The sequence below is a fragment of the Marinobacter sp. AL4B genome (assembly GCF_019916045.1).
GTDB lineage: Bacteria > Pseudomonadota > Gammaproteobacteria > Pseudomonadales > Oleiphilaceae > Marinobacter.
On sequence record NZ_JAILWZ010000013.1, the window covers coordinates 310,827 to 329,970 of the forward strand.

The 19,144-nt window shown below is 53.8% G+C and carries 18 protein-coding genes and 1 other RNA gene; 8 read left to right on the plus strand and 11 right to left on the minus strand.

Features of this window, described 5'->3' with window-relative positions; translation table 11 throughout:
* Positions 1-20: 20 nt before the first annotated feature.
* The 5 genes from carA to grpE all read right to left on the minus strand — a co-directional run bounded on the left by carA (position 21) and on the right by grpE (position 6,036).
* A complete protein-coding gene (carA, locus tag K5L82_RS11735) occupies positions 21-1,151 on the minus strand; it encodes a glutamine-hydrolyzing carbamoyl-phosphate synthase small subunit (protein WP_223134276.1) in 1,131 nt (376 codons plus the stop codon).
* A gap of 253 nt (positions 1,152-1,404) precedes the next feature.
* Positions 1,405-2,208 (minus strand): 4-hydroxy-tetrahydrodipicolinate reductase, encoded by an 804-nt coding sequence (gene dapB / locus K5L82_RS11740; protein ID WP_133007427.1) that lies wholly within the window; start codon positions 2,206-2,208, stop codon positions 1,405-1,407.
* An 11-nt stretch (positions 2,209-2,219) separates the two neighbouring features.
* The gene (gene dnaJ, locus K5L82_RS11745; protein WP_133007426.1) at positions 2,220-3,356 is read right to left on the minus strand and encodes a molecular chaperone DnaJ; all 1,137 of its coding nucleotides are present in this window, start codon (positions 3,354-3,356) and stop codon (positions 2,220-2,222) included.
* 77 nt (positions 3,357-3,433) lie between these two features.
* Positions 3,434-5,347 (minus strand): molecular chaperone DnaK, encoded by a 1,914-nt coding sequence (gene dnaK / locus K5L82_RS11750; RefSeq protein WP_133007425.1) that lies wholly within the window; start codon positions 5,345-5,347, stop codon positions 3,434-3,436.
* Positions 5,348-5,439: 92 nt separating this feature from the next.
* A complete protein-coding gene (gene grpE / locus K5L82_RS11755) occupies positions 5,440-6,036 on the minus strand; it encodes a nucleotide exchange factor GrpE (RefSeq protein WP_223134277.1) in 597 nt (198 codons plus the stop codon).
* A 259-nt stretch (positions 6,037-6,295) separates the two neighbouring features.
* Between grpE and recN the strand changes: the two genes are divergently transcribed.
* Positions 6,296-7,975 carry a DNA repair protein RecN gene (recN, locus tag K5L82_RS11760; protein ID WP_223134278.1) on the plus strand — a complete coding sequence of 560 codons (1,680 nt, stop codon included), beginning with the start codon at positions 6,296-6,298 and terminating at the stop codon, positions 7,973-7,975.
* Positions 7,976-8,048: 73 nt separating this feature from the next.
* Here recN and fur read toward each other — a convergent pair whose 3' ends face one another.
* Entirely contained in the window at positions 8,049-8,468 is a 420-nt protein-coding gene (gene fur, locus K5L82_RS11765) for a ferric iron uptake transcriptional regulator (RefSeq protein ID WP_133007422.1), read from the minus strand.
* Between the two features lie 122 nt (positions 8,469-8,590).
* Between fur and K5L82_RS11770 the strand changes: the two genes are divergently transcribed.
* Positions 8,591-8,923 carry an outer membrane protein assembly factor BamE gene (locus K5L82_RS11770; protein ID WP_223134279.1) on the plus strand — a complete coding sequence of 111 codons (333 nt, stop codon included), beginning with the start codon at positions 8,591-8,593 and terminating at the stop codon, positions 8,921-8,923.
* 4 nt (positions 8,924-8,927) lie between these two features.
* Here K5L82_RS11770 and K5L82_RS11775 read toward each other — a convergent pair whose 3' ends face one another.
* The 3 genes from K5L82_RS11775 to K5L82_RS11785 are packed head-to-tail and all read right to left on the minus strand — an operon-like array spanning position 8,928 to position 11,311.
* A complete protein-coding gene (locus tag K5L82_RS11775) occupies positions 8,928-9,206 on the minus strand; it encodes an RnfH family protein (protein WP_223134280.1) in 279 nt (92 codons plus the stop codon).
* On the minus strand, positions 9,206-9,655 hold the full coding sequence (locus tag K5L82_RS11780; RefSeq protein ID WP_223134281.1) for a type II toxin-antitoxin system RatA family toxin: 450 nt from the start codon (positions 9,653-9,655) through the stop codon (positions 9,206-9,208). Before K5L82_RS11780 ends, K5L82_RS11775 begins: the two co-directional genes overlap by 1 nt.
* 57 nt (positions 9,656-9,712) lie before the next feature.
* Positions 9,713-11,311: a sodium-dependent transporter gene (locus tag K5L82_RS11785; RefSeq protein ID WP_223134282.1), complete on the minus strand. Its 1,599-nt coding sequence runs from the start codon at positions 11,309-11,311 to the stop codon at positions 9,713-9,715.
* Between the two features lie 181 nt (positions 11,312-11,492).
* Here K5L82_RS11785 and smpB point away from each other — a divergent pair, with 181 nt between their 5' ends.
* The 3 genes from smpB (at position 11,493) to K5L82_RS11800 (ending at position 13,393) form a co-directional block, all read left to right on the plus strand.
* On the plus strand, positions 11,493-11,972 hold the full coding sequence (gene smpB, locus K5L82_RS11790) for an SsrA-binding protein SmpB (protein ID WP_133007417.1): 480 nt from the start codon (positions 11,493-11,495) through the stop codon (positions 11,970-11,972).
* Positions 11,973-12,035: 63 nt separating this feature from the next.
* Positions 12,036-12,399, plus strand: a transfer-messenger RNA (tmRNA) gene (gene ssrA / locus K5L82_RS11795).
* A gap of 112 nt (positions 12,400-12,511) precedes the next feature.
* Positions 12,512-13,393 carry a chemotaxis protein gene (locus tag K5L82_RS11800; RefSeq protein ID WP_133007399.1) on the plus strand — a complete coding sequence of 294 codons (882 nt, stop codon included), beginning with the start codon at positions 12,512-12,514 and terminating at the stop codon, positions 13,391-13,393.
* Here the strand turns inward: K5L82_RS11800 and K5L82_RS11805 are convergent.
* The gene (locus K5L82_RS11805) at positions 13,383-14,390 is read right to left on the minus strand and encodes an AraC family transcriptional regulator (protein ID WP_223134283.1); all 1,008 of its coding nucleotides are present in this window, start codon (positions 14,388-14,390) and stop codon (positions 13,383-13,385) included. The two genes, K5L82_RS11800 and K5L82_RS11805, sit on opposite strands and share 11 nt — an antisense overlap.
* 140 nt (positions 14,391-14,530) lie before the next feature.
* Between K5L82_RS11805 and K5L82_RS11810 the strand changes: the two genes are divergently transcribed.
* The 3 genes from K5L82_RS11810 (at position 14,531) to K5L82_RS11820 (ending at position 17,595) form a co-directional block, all read left to right on the plus strand.
* Positions 14,531-15,328: an SDR family NAD(P)-dependent oxidoreductase gene (locus K5L82_RS11810; RefSeq protein ID WP_223134284.1), complete on the plus strand. Its 798-nt coding sequence runs from the start codon at positions 14,531-14,533 to the stop codon at positions 15,326-15,328.
* A 229-nt stretch (positions 15,329-15,557) separates the two neighbouring features.
* On the plus strand, positions 15,558-17,114 hold the full coding sequence (locus K5L82_RS11815) for a BCCT family transporter (protein ID WP_133007396.1): 1,557 nt from the start codon (positions 15,558-15,560) through the stop codon (positions 17,112-17,114).
* 235 nt (positions 17,115-17,349) lie between these two features.
* Positions 17,350-17,595, plus strand: a complete 246-nt coding sequence (locus tag K5L82_RS11820; protein WP_223134285.1) for a hypothetical protein — start codon at positions 17,350-17,352, stop codon at positions 17,593-17,595.
* Positions 17,596-17,659: 64 nt separating this feature from the next.
* Here the strand turns inward: K5L82_RS11820 and mqo are convergent, their stop codons facing one another.
* Positions 17,660-19,141, minus strand: coding sequence for a malate dehydrogenase (quinone) (gene mqo, locus K5L82_RS11825; protein WP_133007394.1), 1,482 nt, complete (start codon positions 19,139-19,141; stop codon positions 17,660-17,662).
* Between the last annotated feature and the right edge of the window lie 3 nt (positions 19,142-19,144).

Sequence of the window (19,144 nt, forward strand, 5' to 3'; positions counted from 1 at the left end):
TTATCCGTGGTGATCCGCCCTTAGGCGGATCGTGCTTCCATCAACTGGATAAACTCGTCGAACAGGGGTGCCACGTCATGAGGACCCGGGCTAGCTTCAGGGTGCCCCTGAAAGCTGTACGCCGATTTATCAGTCCGGCGAATACCCTGCAGGGTGCCGTCAAACAATGATTTGTGAGTCGCCTGAACCGTCGAAGGCAAGGTTGTCTCGTCCACCGCAAAACCGTGGTTCTGGCTAGTGATCATGACCGTGCCTTTTTCCAGGTCTTGTACCGGGTGGTTGGCACCGTGATGGCCGTGCCCCATTTTCATGGATTTGGCACCACTGGCCAGCGCCAACAATTGGTGACCCAAGCAGATGCCGAAAACCGGGATATCGGTTTCCAACACGTCTTTAATCGCGCTGATCGCGTAGTCGCATGGCTCTGGGTCTCCAGGGCCGTTCGACAGGAAAATGCCGTCCGGGTTCATGGCCAGCACTTCGGATGCCGGAGTTTGGGCGGGCACGACGGTAATGTCACAACCACGAGAAGCCAGCATGCGCAAGATGTTGTACTTCACGCCGTAGTCCCAGGCCACCACTTTGAATTTGGCGTCAGTTTGCTCACCGTAGCCGCTGGCCAAGTCCCATTCGGACTGTTCCCACTGGTAAGGCTTTTCGCAAGTTACTTCTTTTGCCAAATCCATGCCTTTGAGGCCGGGAAAGGCTTTTGCCAACTCAAGTGCACGCTCAGCCGTGGCGCTCTCGCCTGCCAAGATGGCTCCATTTTGGGAACCTTTGTCCCTGAGGATGCGGGTCAGGCGGCGGGTATCGATGTCAGCAATGCCCACGATGTTGTTGCTTCGCAGGTAGTCTTCGAGGCTACCCTGACTACGCCAGCTGCTGGCAACGAGCGGTAGGTCACGAATAATCAGGCCTGCGGCGTGTACGCGGTCAGATTCCACGTCTTCTTCGTTAACGCCGGTGTTGCCGATGTGGGGATACGTCAAGGTGACGATTTGGCGCGAATATGACGGGTCGGTCAGGATTTCCTGGTAGCCGGTCATTGCGGTATTGAATACCACTTCGCCGCTGGTTTCTCCGTCTGCGCCGATGGCGGTGCCGTAAAACAGGCTTCCGTCTGCGAGTGCAAGGATTGCTGGTGTACTCAAGGCTTGTATCCTCATCGAGTGGCGTAAGTTCGTCACGAACAGGAACGCAAGCGCAAAGTCAGGTTGCAAAAAAGCGAGACTGAGTGATGGCTCGGTCCCGCTTTTCTAGAAACTTTTCAAAGGTACGCTTGGTGCAAAAAAATCGACTTATTCTACGAATTTTTCCGCTTTTTGTCCATCGCGAATTACGATCTGACTTGATATAGACGGCCTCTGGCTTTTTAACCCTAGGCTCCGGCTACACTTCGCAAAATCACCCTTTCAGGTTCAGCACATCCTGCATATCGTACAAACCTGCCGACTTACCCTTTAACCACAATGCGGCGCGCATTGCTCCCTTGGCGAAAGTCATGCGGCTACTGGCCTTGTGGGTCACTTCGATGCGCTCGCCTTCGGTGGCGAACAGTACGGTGTGATCACCCACAACATCGCCAGCGCGTATGGTTTCGAAGCCAATTTCTTTGCGGGTGCGCTCACCGGTGAAGCCTTCACGACCGTAAACGGCACACTCTTTGAGATCACGCCCCAGCGCGTCGGCGACGACTTCGCCCATGCGCAGCGCGGTTCCAGAGGGTGCGTCTTTTTTGTGGCGATGGTGCGCTTCGATGATTTCTACGTCGTAGTCGTCACCCAGCGTTGCGGCCGCTGTCTTCAGCAGATTCAGCACCACGTTTACGCCAACGCTCATGTTCGGCGCGAAGACCACGGGAACAGACTCTGCCGCTTGGGCAAGCTGCTCTTTTTCCGCTTCGGTCATGCCGGTGGTGCCGATCACGAGCATTTTGCCGTTGGCTTTGCAGAACTCGGCATTTTCCAGCGTCAAGTCCGGGAAGGTGAAGTCGACCAGTACGTCGAAGTCGTCTTTCACGTCCGCCAGACTGGCTGCCAGCTTAACGCCAGTTTTACCAACCCCGGTCATGTCACCGGCATCTGCACCGATCAGGCTGCTATCCGGCTCGACAACCGCCGCGCCCAGCTCAAGCCCTTCGGTGCCGTCTACCGCTTCAATCAATACCTTACCCATGCGCCCGGCGGCGCCAATGATTGCTACCCGCATCAGCTCTGTCCTCAGAATTTCATTTCATCAAAGAAACTTTTCACACCCTCGAACCAAGAGGTTTTCTTCGGAGCATGCTCGGAACCATTGGAATCGTCCAGCGTCTTCTGGAACTCGCCCAACAACTCTTTCTGACGCTTGGTCAGATTCACCGGCGTCTCAACCATCACACGACACAGTAAATCACCCGCTGGGCCACCGCGAACGGGACTAACACCTTTGTTGCGCAAGCGGAACAGTTTGCCGGTCTGGGTTTCGGCCGGGATTTTCAGCTTCACACGGCCATCGAGTGTCGGCACTTCAAGCTCGCCACCCAAAGCGGCATCTACGATGCTGATGGGCACTTCACAGTATAGGTTGCGGCCATCGCGGGTGAAAATCGAGTGTTCGCGAACAGCGACCTGAACGTATAGATCTCCAGGAGGCCCGCCGTCGACGCCCATCTCACCTTCACCCGACAAACGAATGCGGTCACCAGTATCAACACCCGGCGGCACTTTCACTGACAGGGTTTTCTCCTGCCTTACGCGGCCTTGTCCGTGACAAGACTTACACGGGTTTTTGATAACCTGACCGGAACCACGGCAAGTCGGACACGCCTGCTGAACAGTGAAGAAGCCCTGCTGCATCCGCACCTGCCCCATACCCTGACAAGTTCCACAGGTTTCGGGGCGAGAGCCTTTTTCGGCACCGCTACCGTCACAGCTGTCGCACTCTTTATGGCCGGGAATGGTGATCTTGACGTCTTTGCCTTTGACCGCCTCTTCAAGATCCAACTCCAGCGTGTAACGCAGGTCGGAACCCCGGGTGTTGCGTGCACGACCACCGCCGCCACCGCCAAAGATGTCACCAAATACATCCCCGAAGATGTCTGAGAAGTTGCCACCACCACCGAAGCCACCGCCGCCACCGCCGGCCTGACCGTCAACGCCAGCGTGTCCGAACTGGTCATACGCTGCACGTTTGTTAGCATCCATCAACACTTCGTAGGCTTCGCTGGCCTCTTTAAACTTGTCGTCGGCGTCTGCATCATCCGGGTTACGGTCGGGATGGTATTTCATCGCAAGCTTGCGGTACGCCCGCTTGATTTCTTTATCTTCCGCGCCCCGGGAGACCCCAAGTACTTCGTAATAATCGCGTTTGGCCATGCTAAAAATCCTGTTGCTATAACGCGGAAAACGCGGACATCGGCCCGCGCTTTCCAACTACCTGATGTACTTAGGATTTACTTCTTGTCGTCTTTGACTTCTTCGAACTCGGCATCGACGGCATCGTCTGCTGCCTGAGCTTCTTCGCCTTCCTGGCCTGCGGCTTGCTCAGCCTGATCCGCGTACATCTTCTGCGCCAACTCTGAGGACACTTCAGTCAGCTTCTGAGTCTTGGCTTCGATATCATCTTTATCGCTGCCAGTCAGAGCTTCCTCGAGATCCTTGATCGCAGTTTCGATAGACTCTTTCTCGCTTTCGCTCACCTTGTCGCCAGCTTCACTCAAAGTCTTGCGTACAGCGTGAACCATGCCGTCGCCTTGGTTGCGAGCCTGAATCAGCTCTTCAAACTTGCGATCTTCCTCAGCATTCGCCTCGGCGTCTTGCACCATCTTTTCGATTTCGTCGTCGTTCAAGCCAGAAGATGCCTTGATGACGATGGACTGCTCTTTGCCAGTCGCTTTGTCTTTTGCAGACACATTCAGAATACCGTTGGCATCGATATCGAAAGTGACCTCGATCTGCGGGACACCGCGCTGTGCCGGCGGAATATCAGCCAAGTCGAAACGACCCAGAGATTTATTCTGCGCAGCCTGCTTACGCTCACCCTGAACTACGTGAATGGTCACCGCAGTCTGATTGTCATCCGCCGTGGAGAAAGTCTGGGACTTCTTGGTCGGAATCGTGGTGTTCTTGTCGATCAACGGAGTCGCTACGCCACCCATGGTTTCGATACCAAGGGTCAGCGGAGTTACGTCGAGCAGCAGAACGTCTTTAACGTCGCCAGACAGAACCGCACCCTGAATTGCAGCACCCATGGCTACCGCTTCGTCTGGGTTCACGTCTTTACGAGGCTCTTTGCCGAAGAACTCTTTCACTTTTTCCTGAACCAGTGGCATACGAGTCTGACCACCGACGAGAATCACTTCATCAATTTCAGAAGCACTCAGACCAGAGTCTTTCAGCGCCACTTTACATGGCTCAAGGCTGCGCTGAACCAGGTCTTCTACCAGAGATTCCAGCTTGGCACGGGTCAGCTTGACGTTCATGTGCTTAGGACCAGACGCATCTGCGGTAACGTATGGCAGGTTCACGTCGGTCTGCTGGCTGCTCGACAATTCGATCTTGGCTTTTTCCGCAGCTTCTTTCAGACGCTGCATCGCCAGTGAGTCACCGCGCAGGTCGATACCACTGTCTTTCTTGAACTGGTCTGCCAGGTATTCGATAACCTTCAGGTCGAAGTCTTCACCACCCAGGAAGGTGTCGCCGTTGGTGGCCAGAACTTCGAACTGATGCTCGCCATCCACGTCGGCAATTTCGATGATGGACAGGTCAAAGGTACCGCCACCCAAGTCATACACGGCTACTGTGCGGTCACCGCTTTGTTTGTCCATGCCATAGGCCAGAGCAGCTGCAGTCGGCTCGTTGATAATCCGCTTAACTTCCAGACCCGCGATCTTACCGGCGTCTTTGGTGGCTTGGCGTTGGCTGTCATTAAAGTAAGCCGGAACCGTAATAACTGCCGCACTTACTGTTTCGCCCAGGTAGTCTTCAGCAGTTTTCTTCATCTTCTTCAGCGTTTCCGCTGAAATCTGCGGCGGAGCCATTTTCTGGCCTTTCACATCTACCCACGCATCACCGTTGTCTGCTTTGGTGATTTTGTAAGGAACCATCTTGATGTCTTTTTGTACCACGTCGTCTTCAAAACGACGACCGATCAAACGCTTGATGGCATACAAAGTGTTGTGCGGGTTAGTAACCGCTTGGCGCTTAGCTGACTGACCAACCAGCGTTTCGCCATCATCGGTGTAAGCAATGATGGAAGGGGTGGTGCGATCACCCTCGGCGTTTTCAATAACCTTGACCTTGTCGCCGTCCATTACGGCTACACAGGAGTTGGTGGTTCCGAGGTCAATACCGATAATCTTGCTCATAAATTCACTCCAAATCTTGCTGAAATCTACCCGAAGTGATGACACCCCGGTTGCTTCTGTTTAATGGCTATATTGGCGCTTTATTCGGTTTTTCAAGCCTGCTCGTCGATTTTTGGTGCACTTTCTGCCTTCGCCACCACAACCATGGCCGGGCGAACGACACGACCGTTCAGCAGATAACCTTTCTGCACAACTGCCACAACACTGTTGGGCTCCGCGTCTGGCGCGGGAACCATCGACATGGCTTCATGCTGCTGCGGATCAAACGGCTCACCAACCGGGTTCAGCTGCTCGACGTTGAACTTTTGAAGGCTGCCGAGAAACAAGCCCAGAGTCATTTCCGCACCCTGGCGGATGGAAGCCACCAACTCGCCGGATTCTTCCTGACCTTCGGTGCTCTCAACCGCCTTTTCCAGGCTGTCAGCAACGGGCAGCAGCTCCTTCACGAACTTTTCCAAGGCGAACTTGTGCGCCTTTTCAACGTCCAACTCTGCCCGGCGACGAACATTCTGCATCTCTGCCTGAGCACGTAAAGCCTGATCCTGATGCTCCTGCAACTGGGCTTTCAGCGCATCCAGCTCAGAACCTTCACCAGCCTCAGCCTGAGCGTCCTGCTCAGCGTTGGCCGCGACTTCATCTACCTCAACCTGCTCTTCTACTTGCTCGTTGCGCTTATCGTCAGCACTCATGATCACTCCCAATACGTTTTCCAGCGCCCGAAGGCACGCGGCGAATAGAGCCTACCGCTCAAAACGGCAGGAAATATATGCTTTGCGAACCGATATGGGGTTCAGCCCATCAGATTCAACCTTTTCAACAAGGGATTCTTTCTATTTTTTACCCGCCGAAATTTGCAAACCCAAAAATCACTGTATATATTCACAGCAACTGTATAAGCGAACAGTATTATTTTTGAAGCCCTCTCGGGGCCCAAGCGGAGGTATCGGCATGCTTACACAACTTACCGTTTCCAACTACGCCATCGCCGAACGCGTTGAACTACAGTTCAACAAGGGCATGACAGCACTGACCGGAGAAACTGGCGCTGGCAAATCCATTGTTCTGGATGCCTTGGGCCTCGCCATGGGCGGCCGCGCAGACGCCGGCGCCGTGCGTCACGGTGCCAAGCGTGCTGATATCACCGCCAGCTTCGACATTTCGAGCATCCCGGAAGCTGGCGCGTGGCTTGAAAGCCATGACTTGGACGAGAAAAGCGAATGCATCCTGCGCCGAACCATCAGCAAAGACGGGCGCTCCAAAGCGTTTATCAACGGCCAACCCTCGCCGCTATCCCAATTGAAAGAACTGGGCGGCCTGCTGATGGATATCCACAGCCAGCATCAACATCAATCACTGCTTCGCAAAGACACCCATCGAAAATTACTCGATGATTTTTCCGGCGCTGAACAATTGGCCGAGCAAACTAAAGCTGCCTGGAAAAACTGGCACCAAACCCAGCAGAAACTGCTCCAGCGCCAGCAAAACGCCGATGAAACCGAAGCCAAGCTTCAGTTGCTGCGATATCAGGTAGAAGAACTCGACCGCTTGGCGCTCGACGACGGCGAACAAGAAGCTCTCGAGCAAGAACAAGCACAACTTAGCCAGGCCGACGCAATCTTACACTGCAGCCATCAGGCGGCGCAGTTTTGCACAGAGGATGAAACCAGCGCTGCGAGCAGCCTGCGCCAGGCACTCCAACTGCTAGAACAATTGCCTGTTGAAGTACCCGAGCTTATCGACACTTTACAAATGCTCAACGAAGCCCAGATTCAGATTTCCGAAGCGGGCGACAACCTGCGACGTTTTGTTGACGATTATGAAGCGGACCCAACACGACTCGCCGAAATTGAAGAGCGCTTGAGCGCCGTTTACCAAATGGCACGCAAACATCGAATTGGGCCAGAAGAACTGCCTGAACTGCACCAACGCTTACGGGCCGAGCTGGAGGAATTAGACGGCGGCGCAGGCAGTCTCGAGCAACTCGAAGCGGAAATGGAAAGCTTTAAAGCCAAGTTTGACGCGGTTGCAGCGCAATTGTCAGCCAAACGCGAGCAGGCAGCCGCAGAGCTGGACCAGCGCATTGCCCACGAATTGGCTCAACTGAGCATGCCATCTGTGCAGTTTGTCACCCATTTGAACAGGGACAAAGAAGGCGATCCAGCGCCGCACGGCTTGGAGGACATTGAATTTCTGGTCAGCGCCAACCCCGGCCAACCGGCCCGACCACTGGCAAAAGTCGCATCTGGTGGTGAATTGTCTCGGATCAGCCTCGCGATTCAAGTTGTTGTTGCGCAAACTTCAACAACGCCCACATTGGTATTCGACGAAGTGGACGTTGGCATTGGCGGTGGCACCGCCGAAGTGGTTGGTCGCTTGCTGCGATCTCTGGGAAGCAATGGACAAGTGCTTTGCGTAACTCACCTACCGCAAGTGGCAGCGCAAAGCCATCAACATCTGTTCGTGAGTAAATTTACAGAAAAAGAAGCCACTTTCTCGCGCATCGAAGCACTGAACGACCAAGGCAGAATTGATGAGGTGGCCCGAATGCTGGGCGGCGTAGACATGACAGAACAAACCATCGCGCACGCGAAAGAAATGGTCGTGAAAGGCCAGGCAACCCATCACTAGGTAAAGAATCCCCTCTCGATTTCGAGAGTTTTTGGGGCCCGCCTATGCCGGCCCCTTTTTTTATTGCTTTCGCTTACTTATCGTCAGATTTTATTGGCCTAACGTACAAAATCAGGCTGTGTTCGACGATTTCGTAGCCGTGCTCTGCGGCAATTTTCTTCTGACGCTCTTCGATCACTTCATCGACAAACTCGACAACTTCGCCGGTCTGAGTGCACACCATGTGGTCATGGTGGTCATCACCAGCCATCTCGAACACGGCATGTCCGCCTTCGAAATTGTGCCGGAGAATCAGCCCTGCAGTTTCGAATTGAGTCAGCACCCGATACACAGTTGCCAATCCCACGTCGTCGCCTTGGTCTAACAGTTTTTTATAGACATCCTCGGCACTCAAATGATGCTCTTTAGCATTCTCAAGGATATTGAAGATCTTAACTCTCGGAAGAGTTACCTTAAGACCGACTTTTCGTAATTCGGTGTTTTCAGATGACATGCTAGTATTCACTCTTTGGTGTGCCTTACGGCTTCCGGTATGATGAAGCCGCCGTTCAACGGTTAGCCCGTTTCACACCTGCTCCAGGCAGGCGAACTCAAGATAGAGGATTTCCCTAAGCGATGCAAAAGCTCACCGCTATCGTTCTTATTAGCATTATATCTCTGGCGGGATGTGTTTTCCCGGGCGTTTACAAAATCAACGTCCAACAGGGCAATATTGTCACTGACGAAGAACTGTCCAGCTTGTCCGAAGGCATGCAACGGAGCCAAGTCCACGCGCTGCTAGGAACGCCCTTGACGCTAAACCCAGTTGATCCGTCACAGGAATACTACATTTATACGTTCCAGCGCCGAGGCGGTGACATCGAAGAGCAGCGTATCGTTGTGCACTACGATGAAAACACCTACCTCCATCACGAGGCCAAGCTGCTGGAAGAAACTCCAGCGTATTAATAACTCAGGTCTTTTTCTTGGCTCGGTTTAGCCGGGCCTGCTTGGGATCTATGATTAATGGCCGGTAAAGCTCCACTCGATCACCTTCACTCAGAACCTGGCTAGCCGGCTTTTTCACAACCTTACCGAAAATTCCCATATCGATTTCGTCAGGATTGATTTCGGGGAACACATCGACGATGCCTGATACTTTTACGGCCTCTAGCGCCGTTGTACCCTCAGGCACAGCAACTTCCAAAATTTGCTGTTTATCTGGCCGCGCATAGGCCACTTCAACGCGCATCAGCAAAGCTCCCCTGCTCTATACACTTCATCGGCACGGCGACAGAAGGCATCCACCATAGTGTTCGCGGCTTGGTTAAAGACCGGTCCGAACGTCATTCGAGACAGCGACCCGGAGAATTCAAATTCCAAACTCAGAATCACCTTACAAGCATTAGAATCCAGCGACCGAAAATGCCAGCGGCCGGTCAGATTCTTAAGCGGACCTTCCACCAATTTCATTTCAATCGATTCGGGCATCAACAACTGATTACAAGTGGTGAGCGTGTGCCGCACGCCCCCCTTGGCGATTTCCAACGACGCCATAATCTCTTGGTCAGTTTGTTTATGTACCTCGGCCCCGGCGCACCAAGGTAAAAACTCAGGGTAGCGCGCTATATCATTGACCAAGTGGAACATACGTTCCGATGAATGCATGACCAGCGCTGTTTTGTCTATCTGATGAGCCATAAAACCGGAATTCCTACCTTTCAATGTCATCGCGCCAAGGTGAGCCTGGCCGATCCGCTAAACACTATGATAAAGGATATCTTCTTCGCCGGGAGCCGCCTGCTCTCGATTTACGTCTTCACTCGTGCTCGCTTTCGTCGAGGTTGTTACGCCCGAATCCTCACCAACCTCATCCTGAGATTCAGAGTCTGATTCAAGCTCGGGTTCGACCGGTTCTTCAGCAACCGGGCCTTGATTTGTCGAGCACCAAACCGCCGCATTGCCATTTTCGCACAAGTTCGCCAACGAGACCGCCGTGTATTGAACACCTATCCAAGCTACGACCAACGGCAGTACCAGCCGCATCGACCAAAGCCACACCTTGCGGAATAGTGCAGGCACAACGCCCAACATGCCCGCAGAATAACGTTTAGTCAGCCCCCATCCGGCAAAGGTCGCAACCAGAATAGCCACCGTGGGTATCAATACGCCACCCGCAATCAACTCTATCCAGCGATAGGTTGTAGCTCCCCCCAGCGAGTATTCAGACCATATGTTGAATGAAAACAAAGAGGCCAACCCGACGAGCCAAACCGCGGCTCCCACAATAATCACCGTCCAGGTTCTGGGCGCCCCCGTCCATTCCCGAAACCAAGCGACGACCGACTCCAACAACGCTATCGAAGTTGCCCAAACCACCAGCATGACCGCCAAAAACACCGCGGCAATAACAACTTGGCTGAACGGAGCCGGGGCGAGTGTAACCGGCAGTGAAACGAACAAGAGTCCAAAACCGTGTTGCCCATCGAGACTGCCACTGCCTGACGCCACGGAAAACATCATCACGCCGACAACAATGGCAATTAATGTATCCATCAAGACAACTGCCAGCAGTGAGCGCTTTAACCGGGTATGCGAGGTACTATAGGCTCCAAAAATGGCCCACACGCCCACGCCCAAGCCCAGCGTGAAAAAAGCGTGGAAGAACGCAGCTTGAACGCTTTCGAGCCCAAACTCTTTGGGGCGCATAACCAGAATGCTATCAACGCCCGATGATAACTGGCCATGTGTTGCCGCCACCCCAAAGAGCCCCAGCATTAACACCAAACCGCCGGGCACAATCATCCGCAGTGAGCGCTCTACCCCACTCACCACACCTCGGGCAGACACCCATAACACCAATAATAAGAAGAAGGCATGCCAGCCCATAAACTCCCGGTAGCGCCCCGAACTCGACACCAGGTCCGCGAGAATCTCTGTGGCTTCTGCCGCGTTGCCGCCCCCGAAACTGTCGGTTGCGCCAAAGAAAATGTAGGCAACAACAATCCCGCCAAACACCGCCGTAAACGAAAGCACTAAAAATGATGCCAGGATGCTTAACGGCCCAGCCAAGCGCCACACCGGCGACCCTCCGGCGTTCTTAACCAGCCCATCCATCGCCAGCACCATTCCGTGGCGAGAGTGCCGGCCAATTACAGCCTCGGTAACCATTAGTGGTAGCGTGACCGCCAGCAGGCAAACCAAATACGCCAACACAAACAAACCACCACCATGAACACTGGCGAGATATGGAAACTGCCACAAATTGGCGAGCCCCACGGTTGCGCCCACCGAGGCCCAGAAGAAGGTTGATTTTCGGGTAAACGACCCGATAGATGTCTGATACTTACTCGACATTTTGGTCCCTAATGTCAAAAGGCTCGTTATTGTAGCCGACAGCGAGGGCTAGGTACGAATGCCGACCGGCCATTCAAGAGCAAATCGTGACCCGTCTAGCCCTACTGGGCTACAATGCCCGTTTTGCGAGCCACCCGATACTTGGTCAGCAAATTCATTTTTCAGATTCCGAGAAGGTTTCATGAGCAAGAAAAAGCCTGGTATGCCCAGCAGCACCATCGCCCTCAATAAAAAGGCGAAACATGAATACCATGTAGAGGAACGCTTCGAAGCGGGCATTGCCCTGCTCGGCTGGGAAGTTAAATCGTTGCGCGCTGGCAAAGGCCAAATCACAGACGCCTACGTGCTTTTAAAGGACGGCGAGGCCTTTTTGCTAGGCGCACACTTTCAGCCGCTGACTGCAGCCTCCACTCACGTGATTGCGGACCCAACCCGCACGCGCAAGCTACTCCTGCACGCAAAAGAGCTGGCCAAGCTGATCGGAGAAACCAGTCAGGCAGGCCAAACATGCGTGCCTCTCGCGCTTTACTGGAAAGGCAACAAGGTGAAATGCGAAATCGCCTTGGTGAAAGGCAAGAAGCTGTTCGACAAGCGTGCCACCGAGAAAGAGCGCGACTGGAACCGTCAGAAGCAACGGATCATGCGGGAAAACGCCGGCTGATCGTACAAACCACAACAAACAAGCCTTGAAGTTATGCAAGGCGCCCACATATACTGTGGATAAGGGGACGACATGGCTTCGACGCTGGTGGCGAACCCTTGGGTGCATGTCGAGATGGCAGCGAATCTCGTTAATCCAAAGCTGCAATGCAATAGTCGCAAACGACGAAAACTACGCACTAGCAGCGTAAGCTGCTAGTCGTCCTGACCGGGTCGCCCGTAGCCCGGAAGCAACATCTCAGGACGTCATCGCTTACGGGATGCTCCGTTATCCAGAGTTCACTGGCTAGCGGCTAAGATTTAAAGAACTCGCCTCCTGCACCCTGGCCTTCGGGTCGCTTGAGGTTAAATCAATAGAAGGACATAAACATGTAGATCTCAAGGCATAGTGCTGGCGGACGCGGGTTCAATTCCCGCCGTCTCCACCAAATACCCAGAAAAAGCCCCTGACTTCAGGGGCTTTTTTGGTTTATGACTCCATAAATTCCAATCACATCAAGAGCTCCGAACCGGAGTTTTCTTTCGTTTCAGGATCCGTTTATGTCCAGCCAAGCGAAGCAGTCCCAGAAACTTCTGCTGTTCCGCCTGTTCGGTTCTCGACTATTTGGTATCGGTACGCTGAAAATCCGCGAAATACTGCCCTTCCGTCGCTTGACCAGACTGCCCCACAGCCATCATGCGGTGATTGGTACTGCGACTTTTCGAGACTCTACGGTGCCGGTGATTGACATGTCAGCGGCCGTTGGCTATCCGGCTCTCACCAAAGAAGAGCAGGAGAACGCATCTATCATAGTGACTGACATCCAACGGCAGGAAATCGGCTTTTTGGTACGCGGCGTTCAGCAAATTATCGAGACTGACTGGAAAAGCGTGATGCCGCCGCCCAAAGCTCTTGGCGCTAACGTCTTTATTACCGGGCTGCTCGATGCTGGCGGCAATATCATTCAGCTGTTGGACGTGGAACTCTTGTTGGCCAAGGTGTACCCGGAGTCTCTCGACACTCAAGAGGTGATGCTCTCGGATGTGCAGAGTGAAACACTCGGTTCCCTGAATATTCTGCTGGTCGACGACTCTCAGGTCGCCCGTAAGCAACTATCCGATGTTCTCGATAGCAAAGGTATTCACTACCACGTCACCACTAACGGTAGCGACGCACTCGAAATATTGCTCAAAGAACAGGACTCAGGGCATCCCATCGAGATATTAGTCAGCGACATCGAAATGCCGGGACTGGATGGCTATGAACTGGCGTTCAATGTACGAGATAACTCTTCCCTCAAACAGCCTTACATCATTTTGCACACCTCGCTGAACAGCGAGATGAGCCTTAGCTATGCCAATCAAGTCGGGGCCAACGAGGCCCTAACCAAGTTTGATGCCGAAGAATTACTGCAAGCCATGCTACGGGGAGCTAGCTCCTAGACCCTTCACGCCGATACGCAATCGGCGTCATCCCGGTCCATCGGATAAAACTACGCGTGAACGCACTGTGCTCCGAATAACCCAGTACCAGCGCAATATCGACCAACCCCAAGTTGGTTTCCCGCAAGTAGCGCTCAGCAACTTCGCGCCGTACTGCAGCAACCTCTTTCAGAAAGCTGGTGCCTTCCGACGCTAATTGACGTTGCAGCGTGCGCGTGGATACACCCATGCCGGCGGCGACGGTTCCAATATCAGGTTGCTGTTCCGACAACAGTCGTCCAATTCGCCGGCGCACATCATCGACCAACGGCGATTTTAGCGGCAAGCGGGCCAACAGCGCATCAGCCTGAGCTTCCAGCATGGTCAGCATCGTAGGGTCAGAGGTATGTAGAGGGTGACCCAAGGTATCTGTCGCTAAACAAATCACGGTTTCTTGCTGCTCGAACCTTACCGGGCAACCGAAGTATTCGGTGTAGGCATCCATGTTTGCGGGAGTGGCATTTATAAAATCCACTCGCTTCGGCACGAGACCCGAAAAAGTCAGACGTCGAATGAAATTGACCAGCGCTGTGACGGCAGTTTCATCCACCAATGGCCCCGGCCGGCCGTGCTCCGCATCCCAGACCAACTCCATCACATCCTCATCCTGACGGACGATCAACGGCGTAACATCGTAGATCAGTCGCTGGTAACGGTGGAAGTGGGCAATGGCTTCCCCGAGGTTTTGAGACGCCATAATGACATAGCCGAGCACCCCCGCATGGCGCGGCATGATGGTTTGTCCGAGGTGCAGCCCCAGTTGTGGGTCATCCAAATGCTGCGCGGCACATTCAAGCAGTTGGCGCCAGAGCTCTATCGGCAGGTCTGCATTTAATAAGGTGTCCTGCGACGGCCTAGGCACCGACAAAAGCGCATCAGAGTCGATGCCACGCTGGTCAAGATACTCATAGAGCGCAAGGGCAAAGCTGGCCGGAATAGATCGGCGGCGAACGGTCATATCATTCTCAACATCGACGGCCTGGCGCAAAGTGTTAAAAACATGGCAGTCCGTGTCAAGCAGGTGATAAGGGAATTTGTCACCGTTGTTATTAGAAATCCGCCGAACAATGATGGCCTGTCCGGTCACGAGGAACATCAATGTTAATAATGGTTACGGGTGCCGCATGCGGCATAGGCGCTTGCATCATTGAGCAAGCGATTCAGAGCGGCCACAGCGTTATCGCCGCCGACATGAACGCAGAGGGGCTCGCCAAGCGGTGGGAAAACCAAAGCGCGGTACGCTGCGAAACGCTCGACGTTCGTGACAACGATCAGTGGCAGGCATTATTCCAACGCCTTGCTTCCGAACACGTAAAAGTAGACGTATTGATCAATGGAGCCGGTGTGCTGCGCAGTGGTCGTACCGGCGAGCTGGACAGCAACGACATCAACCTGACGTTAGACGTGAACGTGAAAGGCGTGATCTTTGGCACCAACGCGGCCGCCGCCCATATGCTGTCCAGCGGCTATCGCGGTCATGTTATTAACATAGGATCACTGGCTTCCTTGTGCCCCGTGCCGGGTAACGCAGTTTACGCCACCAGCAAATTTGCAGTTCGCGGCTTCAGCATTGCGGCCGCCGGCGATCTTCGTCGTCATGGTATTGCGGTGTCGCTGGTCGGGCCGGGGCCGGTCAAAACCGCCATGCTGGAACAGCAACGCGGCGACGAAAATTCCGCACTGACCTTCGCCAGCAGCCGGGCGTTAACGCCGGAGGAAGTCGCTCAGGCAGTGCTGGGGCCGGTTCTAAAAAAACAACCTTTGGAATACTTCCTGCCTTGGCAGGACAAGTTCCTGGGCCGGCTTTCCAACGCGATGCCGACCTTTTTCTTGCGGATGACGCGCCGCGCCATGGAACGTGGCCGCAAAAACTTTGAATCCGAGAGTTTCCGCTGAGAGCAATAAGAGATACCCCACGCGGCTTAATACAGGGCTCCCTGCAACCCTATCCCAGTATGTGCCTGATAACTAACTACGCTAAAATAAAGCCAAAGCTGCACTCAGACAGCTTTTAGTCTTCGTAATATGCGTATAGAAGAAATACGGACGAGCATTGGTATTCAAGGGGCATTTATGGCACTGTCCCGCGCCAAGTTTTAATGACGCATTAAAAAAGGTTTACGTGATGGCTCAGGGTAATCAGAAATCAGGCAGAGACTATTCCATAGCTCAGCTTGGTGACCCCGTGGTACTGATGCTCAGTGTTGGCTTTATTGCACTGTTTGTCGGTTTTTCTTTGTTTGACATTAAAGGCGTGGCCGACGCAATCGGTAGCGGCTTCACCTGGACCGCCAAGGTCTTCGGCACTTACTTCCAGATGTTACTTCTAGCCACCTTCTTTATTGCTATCGGCCTAGCCTGCACTCCCGCAGCCAAAGCCAAAATCGGTAATCTGGACCGTCCGGAAATGAGCACTTTCCGCTGGCTATCCATCATCATGTGCACATTACTGGCCGGGGGCGGTGTGTTCTTTGCGGCTGGAGAGCCTGTATACCACTTCGTAGTGACGCCTCCGGCATTCACAACCGAACCCGGAACAGCCGAAGCTGTGGCTGGTGCAATGGCGCAATCATTTATGCACTGGGGCTTTTTGGCTTGGGCGGTGCTCGGCACACTGGCCGCCATAATTCTTGCCCACGCTCACTACGTGCAAGACAAACCGCTGCAACCTCGTACTCTGCTCTACCCCGTGTTCGGTGAGCGCATCATGAGTGGCTGGGTAGGCAGTATCATCGATGCTTGCTGTGTCATCGCCATCGTGGCCGGTACCGTGGGGCCTATCGGATTTCTTGCCACCCAAATGAGTTTTGGCCTGAGCGAACTGTTTGGACTGCCCGACGGCCTCGGAACAAAAATGGCGATCCTGACGGTTCTTGCAGTTATCTACGTGACCTCCGCAATCACCGGTGTCCATCGCGGCATCCAGTTCCTAAGCCGGATGAACGTCTTTCTGGCTTTGGCCATCGCTGCCATTATTTTCGTATTCGGTCCTACCCTTTATCTGACCAACACCTACTTCCAGAGCATGGGCGAATACGTTTCCTCCTTCATTGAAATGGCCACGATGACCGCAAACACCGCCCCGGGCTGGTGGATGAAGTGGTGGACGGTGTTCTTCTTCGCTTGGTTTATCGGCTATGCACCGCTGATGGCCATTTTCGTTGCCCGCATTTCGCGCGGCCGCAGTATTCGTGAAATGATCCTCGCGGTAGCGGTTATGGCCCCTATTGCGACTACATTGTGGTTCACTCTGCTGGGCGGATCAGGCATCTACTATCAATTAACCGGCGTCATCGATCTCGCCGAAGCGCTCAACAACTTCCGGTTTGACGTGGCAACACTGACCGTTGCACAAGCGCTACCGGGTGGTGGCTTTATGGCTTTTGCCATCTTGGTCCTGACAACCGTTTTCGTTGCAACTACGGGTGACTCAATGAGCTACTCCATCGCTGTTGTAAGCTCTGGCCACGATCAGCCAAAAACGTTTGTTCGCGCGTTCTGGGGTGTAGCCATGGCCGTCATGGCCGGCATTTTACTGTACATGGGCTCCGGTCAAATCGGCGTTTTGCAGCAGTTCATCGTGATCACAGCGATTCCGGTGTCATTCATTCTGCTGCCGTCACTGTGGCTTGGACCTAAAGCCGCTTATGCGATGGCACGTGAGCAGAAGATCATTGATTGAATACTGTGTTGAAACATAGCTAAGCAAAGACCGTAAGCGCCGACAGTGAAGTTTCGAACCTCACTGTCGGCGGCGATCTACGTGACCAACTTCATTATTTGCGCAACCCGGAAGCTTGTGCTTGGATAAATAAGTCAGGCTTGCCGTAGAGCGCTTGCGTTCGTTTGCCTGCCGGCGGCGGAGTCTCGAGGCTCCGGGCGACTCATTGTTAATGTTGAATGGAGTTAGCTGAGCTATGGCTTACGAAACGATTGATGGTCAGAAATACGAAAAAGAATTGTTGGAACTCGCGCGCAAGCACACAACGGGAAAGGGGGAAGGCAAACTATCAAAAGACGAGGTGGCTGATCTGTTGAAGTCGGCTCAGGACGGACAGGGCGTGACCGACACAGAAAAGGCAACGCTGGGGTATATTCGGGACAACTTCGAGTTTACCGATGCAGCCGCCAAAGATTTCGACGCGGCTTTCAGCCAACTCTGATCAAAGAACACAGCGAGTGATTAACCAGCCCGATGCCTCCCGGCACCGGGCTTTATAGAACGTCTCAGCGCAACTGAAGCGTTTTCAGCGTCCGCTCACGAACAGTGTTCAGAAGCTCTTCATTTTCTACCAAGGATTGACCGTAAGACGGCACCAGCGTCTTCATGCGCTCTTGCCACTCATCCGTCTGCATTTTTTCAGGGAAGCAGCGCTCGAGGACATTCAGCATCGCGTTAGCGGCCGTGGATGCTCCCGGTGACGCGCCAAGAAGGGCCGCCAGCGTACCATCCTTCGCAGCTACGATTTCAGTACCAAACTCGAGCTTGCCGCCGCCTTCTTTGGTTTGCTTGATGATCTGTACGCGCTGACCAGCCATCTGCAAGTTCCAATCTTCTTCTTTAGCGTCCGGGAAGAAGTTACGCAACGCCTCTACACGGTCACCATGAGACTGGAACACTTCACCAATCAAATAACGGGTCAGGTCCATATTGCTCTTGCTCACCGAAAGCATGGGGCGCAAATTCGTGGCTCGGACAGAGCCGAACAAATCAAACACGGAGCCCTGTTTAAGGAAGCGCGTGGTGAAGCCAGCAAACGGTCCGAATAGCAACGCAGGTTCACCGTTGATAATGCGGGTGTCTAAATGCGGAACCGACATAGGGGGCGCACCAATCGGTGCTTTGCCATACACCTTGGAATGGTGTTGATTAACAATTTCAGGCTTCTGACACACCAGCCACTGACCGCTCACCGGGAAACCGCCGTATCCGCGCGCTTCATCAATGCCCGATTTCTGCAACAGCGGCAAGGCCCCGCCACCCGCACCGAGGAAGACAAAGCCCGCTTCCAGCTTGGTAGTTTCGCCGGTTTTTTGGTTCTTCACTCGCAGTTTCCAGCGGCCATTGTCGCGCTGATCTATGTAATAAACCGGTGAATTCGTCATCAACTCGAAGTTCGGCTGAGTTTCCAGCCACTTGACCATGCTCCGGGTGAGAGAACCAAAATCCACATCCGAACCATGCTTAATGCGGGTAGCCGCCACTTTCTCCATGGGATTGCGGTTGCCAACCACCAACGGCATCCACGCTTCCAGATCTTTCGGGCTCTCGGTGTACTCGATTTCACGGAACAGATGATGTTCTTTCAAACGCTCAAAACGGCGTTTCAGGAACGCCACATTCTCTTCACCCCAGACAAAGCTCTGGTGCGGCGTTCGGTTAATAAAGGAGGTAGGCTCAGGCAGAATGCCCTGTTCTACAAGGTGAGACCAAAGCTGTAGCGACACTTCAAACTGGGCGTTGATTTGCAACGCTCGCGCGATTTCTACGTCGCCATCGTCCGTTTCAGGTGTGTAGTTCAGTTCGCAGTAACCCGCGTGGCCAGTACCTGCGTTGTTCCATCCATCAGTGCTCTCGTGAGCAACGTGATCCAGACGCTCCAGCATGACAATATCCAGAGACGGATCAAGCTGCTTGAGCATCACGCCGAGGGTTGCGCTCATGACGCCCCCACCGACCAGCACTACATCTGCCTGTCTAACGGCCATTGA

What these genes read in the sequence shown, in the direction of transcription:
- dapB (WP_133007427.1), bottom strand. Translation starts at nt 2,208, where the DNA reads ATGCGGGTAGCAATCATTGGCGCCGCCGGGCGCATGGGTAAGGTATTG.
- dnaJ (WP_133007426.1), bottom strand. Translation starts at nt 3,356, where the DNA reads ATGGCCAAACGCGATTATTACGAAGTACTTGGGGTCTCCCGGGGCGCG.
- dnaK (WP_133007425.1), bottom strand. Translation starts at nt 5,347, where the DNA reads ATGAGCAAGATTATCGGTATTGACCTCGGAACCACCAACTCCTGTGTA.
- grpE (WP_223134277.1), bottom strand. Translation starts at nt 6,036, where the DNA reads ATGAGTGCTGACGATAAGCGCAACGAGCAAGTAGAAGAGCAGGTTGAG.
- recN (WP_223134278.1), top strand. Translation starts at nt 6,296, where the DNA reads ATGCTTACACAACTTACCGTTTCCAACTACGCCATCGCCGAACGCGTT.
- fur (WP_133007422.1), bottom strand. Translation starts at nt 8,468, where the DNA reads ATGTCATCTGAAAACACCGAATTACGAAAAGTCGGTCTTAAGGTAACT.
- K5L82_RS11770 (WP_223134279.1), top strand. Translation starts at nt 8,591, where the DNA reads ATGCAAAAGCTCACCGCTATCGTTCTTATTAGCATTATATCTCTGGCG.
- K5L82_RS11775 (WP_223134280.1), bottom strand. Translation starts at nt 9,206, where the DNA reads ATGCGCGTTGAAGTGGCCTATGCGCGGCCAGATAAACAGCAAATTTTG.
- K5L82_RS11780 (WP_223134281.1), bottom strand. Translation starts at nt 9,655, where the DNA reads ATGGCTCATCAGATAGACAAAACAGCGCTGGTCATGCATTCATCGGAA.
- K5L82_RS11785 (WP_223134282.1), bottom strand. Translation starts at nt 11,311, where the DNA reads ATGTCGAGTAAGTATCAGACATCTATCGGGTCGTTTACCCGAAAATCA.
- smpB (WP_133007417.1), top strand. Translation starts at nt 11,493, where the DNA reads ATGAGCAAGAAAAAGCCTGGTATGCCCAGCAGCACCATCGCCCTCAAT.
- K5L82_RS11800 (WP_133007399.1), top strand. Translation starts at nt 12,512, where the DNA reads ATGTCCAGCCAAGCGAAGCAGTCCCAGAAACTTCTGCTGTTCCGCCTG.
- K5L82_RS11805 (WP_223134283.1), bottom strand. Translation starts at nt 14,390, where the DNA reads ATGACCGTTCGCCGCCGATCTATTCCGGCCAGCTTTGCCCTTGCGCTC.
- K5L82_RS11810 (WP_223134284.1), top strand. Translation starts at nt 14,531, where the DNA reads ATGTTAATAATGGTTACGGGTGCCGCATGCGGCATAGGCGCTTGCATC.
- K5L82_RS11815 (WP_133007396.1), top strand. Translation starts at nt 15,558, where the DNA reads ATGGCTCAGGGTAATCAGAAATCAGGCAGAGACTATTCCATAGCTCAG.
- K5L82_RS11820 (WP_223134285.1), top strand. Translation starts at nt 17,350, where the DNA reads ATGGCTTACGAAACGATTGATGGTCAGAAATACGAAAAAGAATTGTTG.
- mqo (WP_133007394.1), bottom strand. Translation starts at nt 19,141, where the DNA reads ATGGCCGTTAGACAGGCAGATGTAGTGCTGGTCGGTGGGGGCGTCATG.